19 protein-coding genes are annotated in these 15533 nt (G+C 62.4%); all 19 read right to left on the bottom strand.

Features of this window, described 5'->3' with window-relative positions; genetic code table 11:
- Nucleotides 1-284 precede the first annotated feature (284 nt).
- Complete coding sequence (locus tag GO499_RS04840; RefSeq protein WP_161861133.1) at nucleotides 285-998, bottom strand: DUF2793 domain-containing protein; 714 nt, start codon at nucleotides 996-998, stop codon at nucleotides 285-287.
- Entirely contained in the window at nucleotides 991-4902 is a 3912-nt protein-coding gene (locus tag GO499_RS04835) for a baseplate multidomain protein megatron (RefSeq protein ID WP_161861132.1), read from the bottom strand. The genes GO499_RS04840 and GO499_RS04835 overlap by 8 nt, the downstream gene beginning before the upstream one ends.
- Nucleotides 4902-5345, bottom strand: coding sequence for an NlpC/P60 family protein (locus GO499_RS04830; protein ID WP_161861131.1), 444 nt, complete (start codon nucleotides 5343-5345; stop codon nucleotides 4902-4904). Before GO499_RS04830 ends, GO499_RS04835 begins: the two co-directional genes overlap by 1 nt.
- The gene (locus GO499_RS04825; protein WP_348520801.1) at nucleotides 5335-6240 is read right to left on the bottom strand and encodes a DUF2163 domain-containing protein; all 906 of its coding nucleotides are present in this window, start codon (nucleotides 6238-6240) and stop codon (nucleotides 5335-5337) included. Before GO499_RS04825 ends, GO499_RS04830 begins: the two co-directional genes overlap by 11 nt.
- Entirely contained in the window at nucleotides 6240-6872 is a 633-nt protein-coding gene (locus GO499_RS04820) for a DUF2460 domain-containing protein (RefSeq protein WP_161861130.1), read from the bottom strand. The genes GO499_RS04825 and GO499_RS04820 overlap by 1 nt, the downstream gene beginning before the upstream one ends.
- Before the next feature lie 24 nt (nucleotides 6873-6896).
- Complete coding sequence (locus GO499_RS04815; RefSeq protein WP_161861129.1) at nucleotides 6897-7559, bottom strand: phage tail tape measure protein; 663 nt, start codon at nucleotides 7557-7559, stop codon at nucleotides 6897-6899.
- Nucleotides 7552-7752, bottom strand: coding sequence for a rcc01693 family protein (locus GO499_RS04810; RefSeq protein ID WP_161861128.1), 201 nt, complete (start codon nucleotides 7750-7752; stop codon nucleotides 7552-7554). The genes GO499_RS04815 and GO499_RS04810 overlap by 8 nt, the downstream gene beginning before the upstream one ends.
- Nucleotides 7749-8075 carry a gene transfer agent family protein gene (locus GO499_RS04805; protein WP_348520800.1) on the bottom strand — a complete coding sequence of 109 codons (327 nt, stop codon included), beginning with the start codon at nucleotides 8073-8075 and terminating at the stop codon, nucleotides 7749-7751. The genes GO499_RS04810 and GO499_RS04805 overlap by 4 nt, the downstream gene beginning before the upstream one ends.
- Nucleotides 8072-8488: a phage major tail protein, TP901-1 family gene (locus tag GO499_RS04800; protein ID WP_161861127.1), complete on the bottom strand. Its 417-nt coding sequence runs from the start codon at nucleotides 8486-8488 to the stop codon at nucleotides 8072-8074. The genes GO499_RS04805 and GO499_RS04800 overlap by 4 nt, the downstream gene beginning before the upstream one ends.
- Before the next feature lie 145 nt (nucleotides 8489-8633).
- Entirely contained in the window at nucleotides 8634-9056 is a 423-nt protein-coding gene (locus tag GO499_RS04795; protein ID WP_161861126.1) for a DUF3168 domain-containing protein, read from the bottom strand.
- Nucleotides 9053-9391, bottom strand: a complete 339-nt coding sequence (locus GO499_RS04790) for a head-tail adaptor protein (RefSeq protein ID WP_161861125.1) — start codon at nucleotides 9389-9391, stop codon at nucleotides 9053-9055. The genes GO499_RS04795 and GO499_RS04790 overlap by 4 nt, the downstream gene beginning before the upstream one ends.
- Entirely contained in the window at nucleotides 9388-9975 is a 588-nt protein-coding gene (locus GO499_RS04785) for a head-tail connector protein (protein ID WP_161861124.1), read from the bottom strand. Before GO499_RS04785 ends, GO499_RS04790 begins: the two co-directional genes overlap by 4 nt.
- 10 nt (nucleotides 9976-9985) lie before the next feature.
- A complete protein-coding gene (locus tag GO499_RS04780) occupies nucleotides 9986-10294 on the bottom strand; it encodes a phage fiber-tail adaptor protein (RefSeq protein ID WP_161861123.1) in 309 nt (102 codons plus the stop codon).
- Between the two features lie 80 nt (nucleotides 10295-10374).
- Nucleotides 10375-11571 (bottom strand): phage major capsid protein, encoded by a 1197-nt coding sequence (locus GO499_RS04775; protein WP_161861122.1) that lies wholly within the window; start codon nucleotides 11569-11571, stop codon nucleotides 10375-10377.
- A gap of 74 nt (nucleotides 11572-11645) precedes the next feature.
- Complete coding sequence (locus tag GO499_RS04770) at nucleotides 11646-12200, bottom strand: HK97 family phage prohead protease (protein WP_161861121.1); 555 nt, start codon at nucleotides 12198-12200, stop codon at nucleotides 11646-11648.
- Between the two features lie 11 nt (nucleotides 12201-12211).
- Entirely contained in the window at nucleotides 12212-12457 is a 246-nt protein-coding gene (locus GO499_RS04765) for a GTA head formation protein, RCAP_rcc01685 family (RefSeq protein ID WP_161861120.1), read from the bottom strand.
- Nucleotides 12454-13632: a phage portal protein gene (locus GO499_RS04760; protein ID WP_161861119.1), complete on the bottom strand. Its 1179-nt coding sequence runs from the start codon at nucleotides 13630-13632 to the stop codon at nucleotides 12454-12456. The genes GO499_RS04765 and GO499_RS04760 overlap by 4 nt, the downstream gene beginning before the upstream one ends.
- 171 nt (nucleotides 13633-13803) lie before the next feature.
- Nucleotides 13804-15162, bottom strand: a complete 1359-nt coding sequence (locus GO499_RS04755) for a DNA-packaging protein (RefSeq protein ID WP_161861118.1) — start codon at nucleotides 15160-15162, stop codon at nucleotides 13804-13806.
- The gene (locus tag GO499_RS04750) at nucleotides 15101-15490 is read right to left on the bottom strand and encodes a hypothetical protein (RefSeq protein WP_161861117.1); all 390 of its coding nucleotides are present in this window, start codon (nucleotides 15488-15490) and stop codon (nucleotides 15101-15103) included. Before GO499_RS04750 ends, GO499_RS04755 begins: the two co-directional genes overlap by 62 nt.
- Nucleotides 15491-15533 lie beyond the last annotated feature (43 nt).

The following is a 15533-nucleotide window of genomic DNA, read 5'->3' as shown; positions in this document are numbered from 1 at the left end:
TTTTGGTGCAAGCAAACCTGTAAATACTTGATACGCATTGTGAAAATCTGACGACACCAACGCGGCCGTAAACCTTGATCAACATCGAGTTGGCATCTCAGTGGCATCAATGTGCTCCAGAGCCAGACTGTCGCCGAAGCCACCCACGCCTGCCGACGCATGCAGCGGCTGCACCCTCTGGCAGCACAGTAGCGTGAGGACAACGAACCTTTGCTACCCGCATAACCTGTCATGATGAATTCGAGCCTGCGAAGAAGCTCTGTTTAGCGTGCGCCAGCGGCCTATCATATCGCCCTTGGCGGCTGAATTCCCTTCAGATGTACAGCGATGGTCACGGCGCCGCCAGACAGGTTTCCACCCTCGCCACTGATCACGATATCAGTATCGGCATAATAAGCCACCGGCGCCCCGCTCAAACCAATGCAGTAGCTGTTGAGCGCTTTGCCAAGGCTGTTTCCATACCTGTCGTCAGAACCGGGAACGCCAAGCCGCCACGTCGCGGCAGTTCCTTCAAGCACAGATGTGACCCGTGCCGTGACCCCAGTAACGGAGGTTAATGCCGGAATTGCTGCCGCTACCGTCGAACTTGCTCCGCCAGCCAGGGTATGGCTGATTTCGACAATGCGCGAGACACTGGCCGCCCCGGTGGCCCCAATCACTTCAGCTCCCGCAACCCACTGCTGGCCATCGAACATCTGCCATTCGCCGGTGCTTTCATCCCAGAGCTTCCAGCCCGCACGCGGACTGATGAATTCCCACCCCCCATTGGCGGCAAGCGCCAAGCCACCCGTCTGCCCGGCCCAGTCTGCGGTTGCACCGGCAGGTACCAGATACGCCGCCCCGTCTTGCGGCATCGGCGGCGGCGCGCTGATTGTGGAAGATACGACACGCAGTTGTGCCACCGCATCGAGCCTCGCCAATGCCTCGTTCACAGTAACATGTTTCTGCGCTTGCGACGCTGCCACAAGCGGCAGTGCGAACTGATAGGTTTCAGCCATCGAAATCGATCCTTGTATAAAGCCCGGGCCCGAACCTATCTGATATCTGAGCCACTTCTATGCCGATAATTGTTGGTGCTGAATCAACCGCCTGCTGTGCCGCACTGTAGACGGCAGCGGTCGTAGACGGCTCAAACTCTCTCAGAACCTCAGATCCGTTCAGAACTCTTACGTGATACCGCTCATACGCTTCGCCCAGCGGCACGTCCGCCGCCCGCCAGCCATCGCCATCTATCCGTGTGCGCCGCACCCAGGTCATGTTGATGGCGCCGTCACCATCCCGGTCAGCCTTTAGATGAACCGGTGAATATGGACGCAATCCGACACCTTCAAATGTGTAAACCCCATGCAGATATGCGCCGTTGTCATACGGCAGGTGTGCCGGACCGATACGATAGTGTCGCGGAAGATCTCGCGCAGAAAGCGGCAGATCCGGCTGGGTCGCACTACCATCCAGCAGAACGAAATCCGTACCGACCGGCCAGCTTTCCGGTATCAGCGGTTCCGTCCCTGCCTGCCCGCGCAACAACCCGCCAAGCCGGTATTGCCGCGTAGCTACGAGGTCAGCGCGCTGGAATTGAAAGACCTCCCAGTCACCGGTACCACCGAACCGCAGCGCCGCGACGTTGGCGCCGTTCAGCACGTCCGGTCTGTTCCGGCTCTCCAGCGTACCGCCGTTCACATCGACCACCACGTCTTGGGCAGAAAACCGTCCCGGTTCCGCGCTCGGCAATTCGGTTATCAAAGTTCCGAACACACTTGGCTTCGCCACTTCTCCGACGACGGTGTATCCGAAATCCTCGGCGGCTGAGAAAATTGCCGCGGCTCCCGGCCAAGGCCTTGCGCTCACCGCGATATGCGGTGCGTGCGGCACTTCTGTGCCCCGCAGCAAGGGCAAATCCAGAAACTCTGCATAGACACGTGCCGCGCGTCGCAGCACGGGGGCAGAAACAATCTCGGGCCTTCGCACTCGCGGCACATAGAGATCACGCTCGACCCGTTGTGCTTCGATAAGCCGACCGAAACCTTCCTCAACCCTATCAATACGGTAGAGTCGGTCCCTGCCCTTTCCGGGAATTTCCACCACATCGCCCAGCCCGACCCGCTGGAGAGAGCGTGGGAGGCCAAAGCTGATAGCATCTCGGCCTATATGCGTTTCCGCCAACCACCGTTCGGCAATGCCCTGTGCTTCATCCTGTGACATCGCGACCGGCAGATCCGTCCGGGCCACCGTCAGATTGTCGCCCCCGGGCCTTCGCGCCTCGACGGAGACTGTCTGATAGTCCTGATTATGTGAAACAAAGCTCGCCCGCACCTGATCCGCGGTTTCCGACGCTGGGGCGCGTGTCAGCAGCAGCGCGGTGTCATCCTGTTCCCCAACGACCATGAAATCTGGATCTAGCTGCGTCACACCGAGGGCGTTCCGGGTCCGGAATACCAGTGCCCCGCCTCCATCATAGGCATCGAAGGCGTAGGCCAGCATAAGCGGTTGAAGGCTCTGACGCGCCGTTTCCGTGTCCGAAATCACGAGTCCCCGTAGCGCCCCATGCAGACGGCTGACGTCGATTTCCTCCAAACCCGAACGTCCCGTGATTTCCCTTACGACATCGGCCAGCGCCACGAGGTTTGTCCGCCCGGAAATCCAGTGCCCGCGTCCGTAATTCCGCCCATCGTTCCACACGTCTAGGCGCGAAGGAAAGTCCGGCCAAGGCCTCGCATCCCAGGCCCACACATGCGCCCGGCTCATGTCGATCATCCGCCCATCGTAGATGCGGCTCTCCGGATTGTTTTCGGCTGCACCCCAGTATCCCAGCATCGCCTGCAGATAGCGGACCTGAATGAAGTCGTCCTGCCCGCCGTTGGAGTGATACGGCAGTGCGTTTTCCGAACTTTGCGGGTCAGTGAACACGTTCGGCTGGTTCGTACCTTTGTCCACAGCCGGACAGCCCAGTTCCGTAAACCAGATTGGTTTTCCCTCGGGTCGCCAGCCGGTCGGCTCCGTCTCCCGCACCCCGCTGATGCGGTTCCAGTGGGGCCGCCCCCACCAGTTGCGAATGTCCTTGTAGCGATACACCCACGGCATGTCATATGCGCCATCGCTGATCGGCTGCCGCGTCTGCTCAGTCCGCGCCAGCGGATGTGCGTAGTACCAGTCGTATCCCTCTCCGCCCTCGATGTTCCCGCGCAGGTATTCGAGGTCGTAAATGGATCCGGCCGAAGCATCGAGATGGTGACTGCCGTCACGCCAGTCCGACAGCGGCATGTAGTTGTCGATGCCAACAAAATCGATTTCATCATCAGCCCAGAGCGGGTCGAGATGATACAGCACGTCCTCGGAACCATCCGCCGGGTGGTATCCAAAATACTCGGACCAGTCGGCGGCATAGCCGATCCTGCATTCTGATCCCAGAACGGCCCGCACGTCTGCCGCCAGCACACGCAACGCTTCGACGGCTGGAAAATCCGTCCTTGCTGATCGGATAGCGGTCAGCGCTCTCATTTCAGAACCGATGCAGAAAGCATCGACGCCACCTGCCGCCAAACACAGATGTGCGTAATGCAGAATGAACCGTCTGTAACTCCACTCTGCCGGACCGGAGTAGATGACTTCACCATCTACAACGCTGAAATCTGTAACCGACGCCGCGCCAAAGAACGCTGCCACCTCGTCAGTCGCCGCTGCAGTCTGATCGGTCGTACCACTCCGGCCCGGAGCCTTTGCCGTCGTGATCCGTCCTCGCCACGGCACCTGCGCCTGCTCGCCATCGCTCCAGGGGTCGGGCAGGCCGTTACCGGCACGGATATCCATCAGGATGAACGGATAAAACATGACGGACTTGCCACTGCTCCGCAGCAGGTCGATGCTCTGCACCACGGATGCGTCAGCCGGCGTTCCACCAAAACCGGGCCGTCCGTCGACATAGGAAACTTGTTCGGCAGAACTCCGCGTCACACCGGCAACACGCCACGGCATATCGACACCGTCCTGCACCGTTTGTTCCACCTTGGGTCGGAGGGTGCAGTGTCCGGCCCGCAAATCGTCCCCGAACCAGCTGATGACCAGCGATACGGACTGGCAAGCTGGCAAATCTCCGTCAAGCTGCTCCATGGCGACTTCAATGTCAGGCCGCCCTTCACCGTTATTGATGTTAACAATACGGTTGTCACCCTTGCCGTTGTCGAACTCCACCGGCTCCGTGGCATAGGAATACTCGCCCGTTCCCGGCACCAGCGCCACACCCTCGATCAGTTGCGCAGGGTCGGCAACGTCCACATCATTGCCTGCCCCCGCCTTACGCGTCACCTCGAAAGCAAATTGCGGGATGCGGTTGCCAAACGCCGTCAGATCGAGATCCTCGATCACCACGTATGCGGTGCCGCGATAGGCCGGAGCTTCGCCGTCCGGCAGGCTGGCCGCGATTGTCGGGTCAGGCAGCTGGTTCTCATCCCCGCGATAGAGCCGCCAATTGATATCCGCCAGCGACAGAAGCTTGCCATCGACCCATACCCGGCCAATTCGTGAAACTTCACCCTCGCAGAGTGCGATCGCCAGGCTGATCGAGTAGCTGTAGGTTCGCGTCTTCGGTTTCGGCGGTCCCTTCCCGCCGCCAGAAGAGGCAACATTCTCCAGGAAGCTGGAAGACCAGATAATTTGCCCGGCAATCCGCATCTGCCCGAACAGACGTGGTATCGGCGCCCCTTCCCGCGACGCCTGCAGCCGAAACGTATCAACGCGACCGATCTCAACCGGCGCGGCACCACCTCCCAGCAGCCGGGCATCGAGCAGCGAACCGAGGGTCGCCCCTACCGCCTGCCCTATGGCCGCTGTCGTAATGCCGGCAATCGTCCCGCCAAGGGCCGTGCCGGCCGCCGAACCGGCGGCTGCCAGAACCAGAGTTGCCATCAGTCGCTCCTGTCAGGAAATCGAAATACCCCGGCCACGCGATGCGCCCAGGCGGTGGATAAGGGCGAGGCGACGACGCCCCGCCCACTGTAGGCGTGAATGAATTCGGGCACCGGCCTCAGCGATGAAAGCAATCCCACATGCTTGGCTACGCCAGTCCGCCGCATTCGGAAGATCAGCACATCGCCCGGCGCCCGGTCATCCCAGGCCACCGCGTGAAGATGTCGGCCTGCCGCCGGTAACAAGCGTTCCACCCCGTCGGTTTCTGACCAGTCAGCCGTGTAGGCCGGAACAGCTTCCGGCTCGGCGCCCAGAACTTCCCGCCAGACGCCACGCAAAAGGCCAAGGCAATCCGCCCCCGCCCCGCGGCAACTGGCCTGATGCACGTAGGGAGTGCCGATCCATGTCCGTGCCGCCGCCACGATCTGCTGATCAAAGGTCATTGTCAGTCCACCTGCGAACGGACCCGTCATGCACCTCGTCCTGCCGAGGATATGCCGTCACCCAGTCATCGCCCGGCATGTGCGGAAAGCCTCTGAAGTTCAGAAAATTATTGAATTTTTTTCGGCAGGTCTGCGCCCGCTTGTCACAGCCGGCGATCAACGTGAACCCGTCACCCGGCTTAACTTCGAACGGCGGCTCCTGCCACACCTCGATCCGCCGCGCGGTACCACTGCCCAAGTCCTGCTTGATCAGCCCCTCGATGCCGGCGTTTGCCCCCGTCAGCCACAGGATCCTGCCGTGTCCGAACCAGCCCTCCTGAAAGCTTGCCAGCGTCCCCACCCTCATGAGGGTGCCGTCCATCGCCTCCAACGCCGAGAGGCTGACCGCGAAGAGCGGATCGCTGAGGTCGACACCGCACTTAGCTGACCCCAGAGAAAGGTCACAGGTCTTCAGATAGGCCCGGCCTATCGGTCGGTTCAGTGTCTCCGCCAGACCGCGCAACTCGACCTCGAACACTTGCCCGCGTTGGCGGACCTCACCCAGCGTACCCCGGAACAATTGCATCCGCTCTTCGACGTTCTGCCAATTGGCCCACCACAGGCAGATCTCGGCGGCGTCATAGCGTCCGGCCATGATATCGCTTTCCGTCAGCCCGATCGCCGACAGCGCCCCGACCGCCTGGCTGTTATCCACGCTCAGCCCGGTGGACATTTCCAAGGCCTGCGCATCCATCCCGGTGCTCGCCAGGTAAGTCAGACCATCGAACCTCAGATCGTTGTCATGATCCGTGAAGCCAAACACCTTTCCGTCCACCCGCGTGATCTTCCAACACCGCGCAAGCGTCGTGGCGCCGCTGGCCAGATGTGCATTCAACCGGTCGCTGACCACCACCATCAGACCCGCACCTCAACGACCGGAATTGACGGCATTTCGCCCGCGGAGAAATTGGCGACGCTGGTCTCGATCCGGTCGGCATCGAAGCGCACCGGCACGTCGAATTCGAACCCGGCAGTGATTTCTGCGCCGACAGGTGGCGGCGTATCGAAGATGATCGTCCCGGAGCCCAATGCCAGTTCGTAGTCGCTTCCCTCGATCTTGCGGTCACCTGCCAGCGCCACGATCGTCGTGTCTTCCACGGGCTTGGCTATCGGGCGCACATAGACATGGCTGCCGGAACGGTAGCTCTTGGCCAGTTGAAAATCCCTGGTCTGGCCGTCGCCTGTCCCGATAACCTGATCCAGATCGCTCAGTACGCCCGAAGGACGACAGGACTTGTAGTCTGTCCAATCCTTCCACCGAAACCCTATGAGTTGCCCCTTGCGGGCCTCGAAGAACGCGACAAGTTTTTCCAGGTCGTCCAGAGACTGCACACCAATTCCAGCATCATATCGCCTGCGCGAATGTGCCCAAGGCGCGTTTCGCTCTTCGAAACCATTGGAAAGTGAGACGATCTCGGTCCGCCGCTCCGGCCCGCCGACGGAGCCAAACGAAAGCCGCGCCGGAAAACGCACGTCGTGGAAGTTCATTGATTTGGTTCCTTGGCAAGAGGATCAAAGGTTGCGGCCGGAACGGCGCATCGCCCGGCTCATCTGCGCGGCGATCTGGCTCTGGCTGCGGCTGAAACCGGCAACATCGGGCGTAGTGACGTTCATGGTCACATGCACGCCACGACTACCGCCAGCCGCCCGCACGCCCAGCGACCCGTCGGCTCCGCGCGTCAGGGGCATGATAGCCTCAGGCCCGGCCTCGCCCATCAAGCCGATCCGCCCGCCGCGCAGTCCGAAGTTCATCGGTCCGTCAACGACCCCGCCCTTGGCAAATGCCTGAACCCGGCCCGAGGTCATGACGCCGCCCTTGGCGAACCCGCCGCCGAAGAGATTGCCGAAGCCGCTGGAAAGCAGCCCGCCGATGGCACCGGTCACCGGCTTCAGCGCCGCATTCAGTACCGTGTTGGAGAAACTCCGCCCCACCTGCGTCATCACATTGGAAAGTTTGTCGCCGTCGAAGATCAGTCCGGTAAAGGCATTCTTCAACGATGTCCCGAAGCTTCGGGACAGCCCGGAGGCACTGACGCTGGCGTCACGCATGGTCGTGCCCACATCCTCCATTTCAGCGCGGAATGCCGCCGTCATCGCTTCGGTCCCGGTTATCGTGTCTTCAAGCTCGACCAGACGCGTCTCCAGATTGTCGAGACTGTCATTGAAATCAGGCATCGCCCTCTCCCCTGTCAGGATATTTGGCCATCAACGCGTCCAGCCCGGTGCGGGTCAGACAGGCCCCGCCCGTCGCATCGGCGCCGGCCAGAAACATCAACTCCGCCGGCGTCAGGTCCCAGAACAGATCAGGTTGCAGGCCCAGTTGCCGCATGCCGAGATCCATCAGGTTTGGCCAGGCAACGCGGCTCACTGGCTTTCCTCCGCCTCCGGCAACGCGAATGTCACCTTCAGCAGTTGTGCCGCTGCCCTCGCCGCCGCCATCGGACCGCCACCGAACTCGGCCCGCAACACTTCGTCCTCTTCCATCCCCAGACCTGCCGAAATCAGCACCGCAAGGTCCGCGGCACGGAAGCTGCCCTCCTCGAACCGTGAGACGAGCGCAACCAGTGAACCGCTCTCCAGCCGCGCCTCCAGCGATGCCAGCGCACCCAGTGTCAAACGCATCACCTGTGTCTCGCCATTGACGTCGATTGCGACCTCGCCACGATAGGCGTTCACCACCGGGCCACTCATTCGGCAGGCACGAAGGCTAGTTCGCCGGCGGAAGCCAGTGCCAGTTCATAAACGGCCTCGCCGTCATGGGCACCGGAGTATTCGATGGCCGTGATCTGAAACGGTCCTTCAACGGTGCCGAAGTCCGGAATGATCACCTGGAAAACCGGAATGGTGCCGTCAAAGAAAATCTGCCGCGCCTTCTCGTCAGTGTCCTCATCACGGAAGACGCCAGAACCCGAGATGCTGGCAGATCGGACACCGGACCCGGCCAGCAATTCGCGCCAGCCCCCTGTGCTCTGCATGTTGGTTATGTCGACCGTCTCCGCGTTGAAGCTGATCCGCGTCGCCCGCAACCCGGCCACGGTCTCGAATCCGCCGGAACCGGTCATGTCGATCTTGAGCAGAAGATCCTTGCCTTTTTGGGCCGCCATGTGCGCCATCCTTTGTGAGTGAATCCGGCCGCCGGAAAAGGCCCGAACGGCAAAGGGTTATTGCCTACGCCAGAGACTGTGTCGCTGAGCGAGGAAAGATCGTAGGTCACGCGATCGCGCCCGTAGCCCGCATCCGGCAGAGACGTTAATCGGCAGCCTCGATGACAGCCTGAAAGCGCAGCACGATCCGGCGTGGTGTGCGCGCGGATTTTCTGTCGGCCCGGGCAGACAGGAACCGCAGCGCTACCAGATGCCCGACGTCGAGCGTCAGGTCTCCATCGTCCAGCGCGGCACAGATCGCCCCCGCCGCCTCCTTGGCCGTGCGAAAACCTTCAGCCGCCGTGAACACCGACACGGTCAGTTCATGCACCGCCCCATCGTTCGTCTTGGTTGAACCGTCCCGCACCCGTTCCTCACCAATCAGTGCGTAGGTTTCGGGAATTTCGGTCGCCGGGCCGGGCAGTGGCGCGTCGTATATCGCATCGCCCAGCACGGCGATCACGCCGGCATCGCCGGTGAGCGCCGCGTAGACAGCCGTCTGCAATGCCGCCGAATAGCGATAACTCATGAGACGCCCCCTTCCTCGCAGTCGCAGATCAAGTAGTGACCGGGCGGATCGAATTCCGTCACGGCATTGATATTGAAGATACGGTCGCCATCCCGGAACCGCTGATCCGGGCGCGGACGGGAGGGGGCGCCGAAAGGGGCAGCCCGCACCACGATCCGGAAGCGCTGGCGTGGCGTTTGCCGCCCGCCGATCACGCTCTCGGTACCCGTCCGCGCCGACACATCCGCCCAGAGCGTGCCCAGCGCCATCCACGCGGGATCTACCCCGCCGGCGCCGTCTGCCAGGTTCTGGCGGGTTTCCAGAACCAGTGCCCTGTTGAGATTCGGAACCGTCACAACCGGTCTCCTGTCAGCCGCAGGGTCTGGAAACGTGCCAACAATTGCGACACACCGAACGGCATTTCCCGCTCGGCCCCGTCAATGCTGCGGTACTCGTAATAGTGCGCCGCCAGCAACAGCACAGCCTGCCGGATGTCCGCCGGTGCGTCCTCCCACACCGGGCCATACCCGGCCGTGAAGGCGATCCGCACCATGCCGTTGTGGGGTATGGCCGGCAACACACCAGCCACAAGCTCCGGTCGCAGACCATCCGGCCGTAATCTGTAGCGGCCAGCGTCAATCAACGTCTCACCGCCTTCGAAATCGATCAGCGACACCGCATTCACTGCCTGCACCGGGGCCACAGGCAGGCCCTGCCGGTCGCCGGAATGCCAGCGGGCGATTTCCCAGAGGTAATCCCGTTCCAGGATCACCTTGCCCGTCCGTGCCTCCACCGCCGCTATTGCCGCCACAAGGTAAGCCTCCAGCAGCGCATCCTGGCTGCCATCATCGGCAAAACCGGTACCCAGCCGCAGATGATCGGCGAGCGCACGCACCGGGTAGGCCGCCGCCGGCGGCGACGTAATTTCTGTCAGGTTCATGATACTTTCCTCAGGCCGCGCGGCTGACGGGCTCGGCGATACGAATGACGTAAGATCGGGTGAGCGTACGACGGGAGGTGGTTCGCACCCGTGCCGAAACCATGTAGGTCGTGCCCGGCACCCCACCCTCCAGCAGCGCAAAGGATCTGTCTTCGGCAACGAACTGCTCTGCCACCGCCAAATCCAGCTCGCACGTCACCGGCATCACCGTCCAGCCAAGGTCGTCGCAGACATGCTCATCAGGTTCCAACCCGTGCGCCCGCCAATCGACCGGCAATTCCACCGGCAGCTCAGCCGTCTTAAGAACATATCCGCTCATGACACCATCATCCCGTTCGTCCTGCTCCGCCGTCCGTGTGAATGGGGCCGCGCAGCCAACAAGGGCGCGCGGCCGATGCCTCAGCTGGTCGCGAAACGCAGGAGCTTGATGGCGGCAAAGTCGCTAACATCTCCGCCGATCCGCTTGGTGGCATAGAACAGCACATGTGGCTTGGCACTGAAGGGGTCGCGCAGAATACGCAGGTCAGGGCGTTCTGCCACTGTATAACCGGCCCTGAAATCGCCGAACGCGATCGCAGTTGCATCCGCGGCAATGTCCGGCATGTCCTCGGCGATCAACACCGGGTAACCCATCAGCCGCGCCGGCTCCCCGGCGGCAATACCGTCGGACCAGAGGAACCGGCCGTCGGCATCCTTCATCTTGCGCACCGCACCCGCAGTCTTGGAGTTCATCACGAAAGTTGCGTTGGCGCGGTATTGGGCGCCCAGCGCATAGACCAGATCGACAATCGCGTCCGCCGGGTCGGAGGTTGCGAAATCTCCTGCTGCTCCCGTCGCAACGTATCCGAGACTGCCCCAGGACCAGCTGTCATTGGCAACCGGCGTGTAGTCCAGAAAACCGGTCGGCTTGTCGACACCGTCACCGGAAATGAAGGCCGCACCCTCAGATCGGGCAAACTTGTCGGCGATGCGCCCGGCCAGCCAGCCCTCGACATCGAACGCACTGTCGTCCAGAAGCCTTTGCGATGCCTTCGGCAGAGCCGAAAGCTCATGCAACGGGATGACGACACGGTCGATCTGTGGCGTCGTCGTCTCCGTCAGGTTGGCAGTTTCGGAAGCCCAACCGGAACCCATATCGGTATGGTCCACAAGAACGTCATAGGATGTTGCCTCGACGGATACGACATTGGCAACGCTGCGGATCGACGAGGCACCGCGCAGCACCGAGGTGATCCTTTCGGCCGTCTGCGGATCGACCAGATAGCCGCCATCGGCGGCCACAGCGGTCGACAGCGCCTTCTCCTCCATCTCCATCCCGCGCAGCGCATCGTCGTCACCGGAGCGCAGATAGGCGCCGAAAGCCTTGCGATGTGGTACATCAGCCTCTGCGGAACGGGAAAGGGCGGGCCGCGTCGCGGCAGATGATTTACGGTCGAGCATGGTCAAACGGCTTTCCTGTTCCTTGAACCTGGTCTTGATGTCTTCCTGAAATGCATTGAATTCACTCAAGAACCCGCCCATCGCGGCCTTCATTTCCGCCACGGGTGATCCCTCTGCGGACAGGCCCGCCCGGGATTTCGTCTCAGACTTTTGCATCCGGTAATCCTCTGTGATGTCAGTCCAATTGCGCAACGGCCGGAAATTGACCGTCGCCTCGGGATGGCACGTCCTCATGCCATCAGGGCCCGGGCTTCGGCGAATACCTCTGCCAGTTCCCCTGCCAGATCCAGCGCCTCGGCATCCGCCGTAGCCTGTACCCGCGCCTCGGGAAGCATCGGGAACGTCACCACCGATACCTCCCAAAGATCCACTTCCAGAAGGCGCCGCCCTCCGGTTTCGCTCTTGTCCGCACGGCGGGTGCGGTAGCCAATGGAAAGCCCATCGATCGCTCCAGCCTCGAGCAGTGACAGTGCCTCGCGTCCGGCCTGCACGTCCTTCAGGATGCGGCCTTTCACGTACAGGCCGCGCCCGTCTTCATGAATGTCGTCCCACACACCGATGGGTTTCAGCGGGTCGTGCTGCCACAGCATCTTCACGGCCCCACGAGGACGCGTCGTTGCCGCCAGCGATGCCTTGTAAGCGCCCGGCATCACCGTATCGCCGCCCTGGTCCGTCGCCCCGAACAGGCTGGCATAGCCCTCGATCACGCCTTCCTTCAGCGCGATCTCGGTTCCGAGCGTTGTGTATTTCGTTTCCAGCGCAGGCGCGCTCAGTTGGCTCAACATGCAATATCCAGTCACGATTTGAATGTTAGGAATTGGGTGGCGACATCGGCGGCCAGAAATGCGGCACAACCGAAAACGGCAAACCAAAGACGGCGCTCAAGCCGCTCCAGTCCTGTCTCGATCTGTTCCAGCCGCCGCTCCAACGCGATCCAGCGTTCGTCAGTCACCCGCTCATGCGCTTCCAGCCGCGCGCTCGCCCGGTCGAAAGGTTCATAGAGGAAGCGCGACCCGCCACCCCGGGTGCGCGTCTCGCTCACCGCTGATCAGCGAGCGGCGGCAGACCAAGCAGGCTGCGCTTTTCCGCGTCGGTCAGAAAGTCCGCGGCACCAATGCGCCGCCACTGCGCTTCGCGCTCGCCACTCAACGCCGGAACCTGATCGAGATCCGGCATCAGCCGTGTATCCTTGCCGAAATGTGGCTCCAGCCAGGTCGACAGCGCGGCGACGGTCTTGTTTACAAGCGGCAGCACAGTCAAACGATAGAACGCACGGTTTGCCTCCTGGTAGTTGGCATAAGTGTTGTCTCCCGGAAGGCCCAGCAGCATCGGTGGCACGCCAAAGGCAAGTGCGATTTCCCGCGCGGCGCTTTCCTTGGTCTTCTGGAACTCCATGTCCGATGGGCTGAACCCCATCGGCTTCCAGTCCAGCCCGCCTTCAAGCAGCATCGGCCTGCCGGCGTTCGCGGCGCCGGTGTGGTGGCTGGCCAGTTCATCGACCAGCCGCGAATACTGGTCGGCGCCCATGTGCCCCTGCCCGTCCGCCCCCTTGTAGACGATTGCGCCTGACGGCCGGGCTGCATTGTCGAGCAGCGCCTTCGACCAACGGGAGGCGGCATTGTGCACGTCCAGCGCCGCCGCGGCCGCCTGCATCGCCGACAGGCCGTAATGATCATCATGAGGATGGAAATTGCGCACATGCAACACCGGCGCAAAGCCGCCGCGCATGTCGAAGCGATGCTTTCGGGCGCCAACCGCATACTCGTAGGCAACCGGCCAGCCATCAGCTCCGGGGATCACCCGCATCCGGTCCGATCGCAGCACGAAAACTTCGCTCGGGGTCTCTTCGGGCGTCTCGCCCGCGGCCTCGAAGTAGCCGTCGCCAGTCAGCAGCAACTGGCCATAGAATGCCTCCAGCAGCGCCGCACCGCCCTGCCCCGGATTGGGAGAGGCCATGAGCCGCGCCAGCGGATGCTCCGTGTAGCGCGCCTTATCGTCCTGTACAACGAGTGGTAGTGCCGCCGCCGCTTCCGCGATCATCTTCACACAGCGAAAGCCAACGGGGTTGCCGGCAAAGCCGTTGCGCGTCAGTGATCCGCTGTCTCGCGGCGTCCACGCTACGCGGCCGCTGCCATGGAACGCGATCACCGGTGCAGCCGCCGACGCCTTGGTCTCGCCCACGCTTTCATCGGCCCTGCGAAAGAGATTGAAAACCATACGGCCCCGCTCCTGTCATGAAAATGAGGACGCGCCGGGTTGCGGCGGTCCGAAATATGCCTGTGCCGCCCGCAAAATGCCGCTGCAACGCAGCCGACGGCGGGAATAGTCAGCGACAGAAGGCACCGGGAAAATCTTGTCCGCGATGGGTCCCGCCGGCGGCAGAAAAAATTAAAGTCCCCGCACCCGTGGCGCGTTCCAGGCTGCGGCGGGCTCGATCACAAGGTCGGTCAACGCCCAGACCAGCGCATCCACGCGGTCAGGAGAACCGGAGCCTTCGTAGCCCCGGGATGTCATCAGCACCATCTGATCTTCCAGCGCCGCCAGTCCCGGCATATGCGCGACGCGCCCCTGTTCGTAAAGTGCCGCAACGGGCTCGGCGCGGGCGATCTTGCCGCGGCTTGCACGCACTGCCCGATAGGGCACCAGCGGGTCGATCTGGCGCAGCAGGCTTTCCACCAGTTCACCGCCCTGATTGACCTCGGCCACCAGCCTGTCAGCCTTCCACTTGTGGAGCAAACGCACTGCCTGCGCCGCCCACTCCTGTGGGCTCGCGCCTTGCAGGCTGCCATCCTCCAGCACCGTCGCCTTCCACGCCTGCGGCGGCCCATCCCACTTGACCGACACGACGATGATCCCGCATTCGTCCGAGGACTTGCCCGTGGTTACCGGCGGATCGACCGCGACAACCAGCCGGTCCTGCACCGGCGCAACTTCGCATCGCAAATCATCAAGTGCCACCCGCGACCACAGCGCCCCTTCGGCCCCTTCCAGCATCTCGCCATCAAGCTCCTGTCGCCCCAACCGCGTACCGGCATAGCGGGCCGTAACCTTCTCGACGAAGCCCCGCGCCAGATGCGCCTCATTGGCCGATGTCGGCGCACTGGTCCTCACCGTTCGCGGCGCCTCCAGGACACGCCGCAGCAACGGTGTGTCCCGCGGTGTTGTCGTGATGACCTGACGGGGATCGTCCCCCAGGCGCAGGCAAAACTGCAACATATCCCAGGCGTCCTCCGCCTTGGTCCATTTCCCGAGTTCATCGGCCCATGCACAATCGAACTGCGGCCCGCGCAACGCCTCCGGATCGGAAGCGGAAAAACAGACAGCCTCGGCTCCGTTCGGCCAGACGAGCCGTCTGCGGGCAGCCTCCCACTTGGGGCGCCTGTCCGGCGGCACGCAGGCAAGGACACCACTGTCGCCCATGACCATCACGTCCCGCGCCTGATCATAGGTCTCGCCGATCAGCGCAACCCGCCGGCAGCGACCGGCGTCCAGCGGGCCGGGCCCTTCCACCTGCATCCGCACCCACTCGGCGCCTGCCCGTGTCTTCCCCGCACCCCTTCCGCCGAGGATCACCCATGTGTCCCAGTCGCCCTCCGGCGCCAATTGATGGCCGGTATGCGCCCAGTGCTCGAAAAGGTAAGGCAGGGCCGCGATAGCATTGTCACTCAACCCCTCGAGAAAGGCATCAACTTCCGCCGCGCTCGCGGAGCCGAGCAAGTCGCTCACGTATTTCACTTCGGGCGGCATCGAGATCAATTGCCCCGCCGGCTTCTTTTTGGCTGCTTGTGTCAAGGGAACCCTCGAGATCCAGTACTGCTTTCAATTGTCGTTGGTAGCTGCTCAGCAGCTCAACCCGCCGGCGCGCCGCCAGGTCGGTCTCATGGCCGCCTGGCAGATCGGCCAGCGTCGCCTGAAGTGTCCTGATGATGTCCGCCAAAACACCGCGCGCCCGGCCTGCGAGCAGGCCGGACTCTCGTTCGTTTCCCGAATGGGTCATGTGATTGGATACGCCTCTGTCGGCTGTGCTGATGGAGAAAAGGGAGACAGAAACAGAAAGAGCGGCGCATGTTTCCATGCCCGCTCGCCCAGTTCCTCCAGCTTGCTTGTTTTATACTTTG

The organism is Algicella marina, assembly GCF_009931615.1.
Classification (GTDB): Bacteria; Pseudomonadota; Alphaproteobacteria; order Rhodobacterales; family Rhodobacteraceae; genus Algicella; species Algicella marina.
This window is presented reverse-complemented; position numbering and strand designations above follow the sequence as displayed.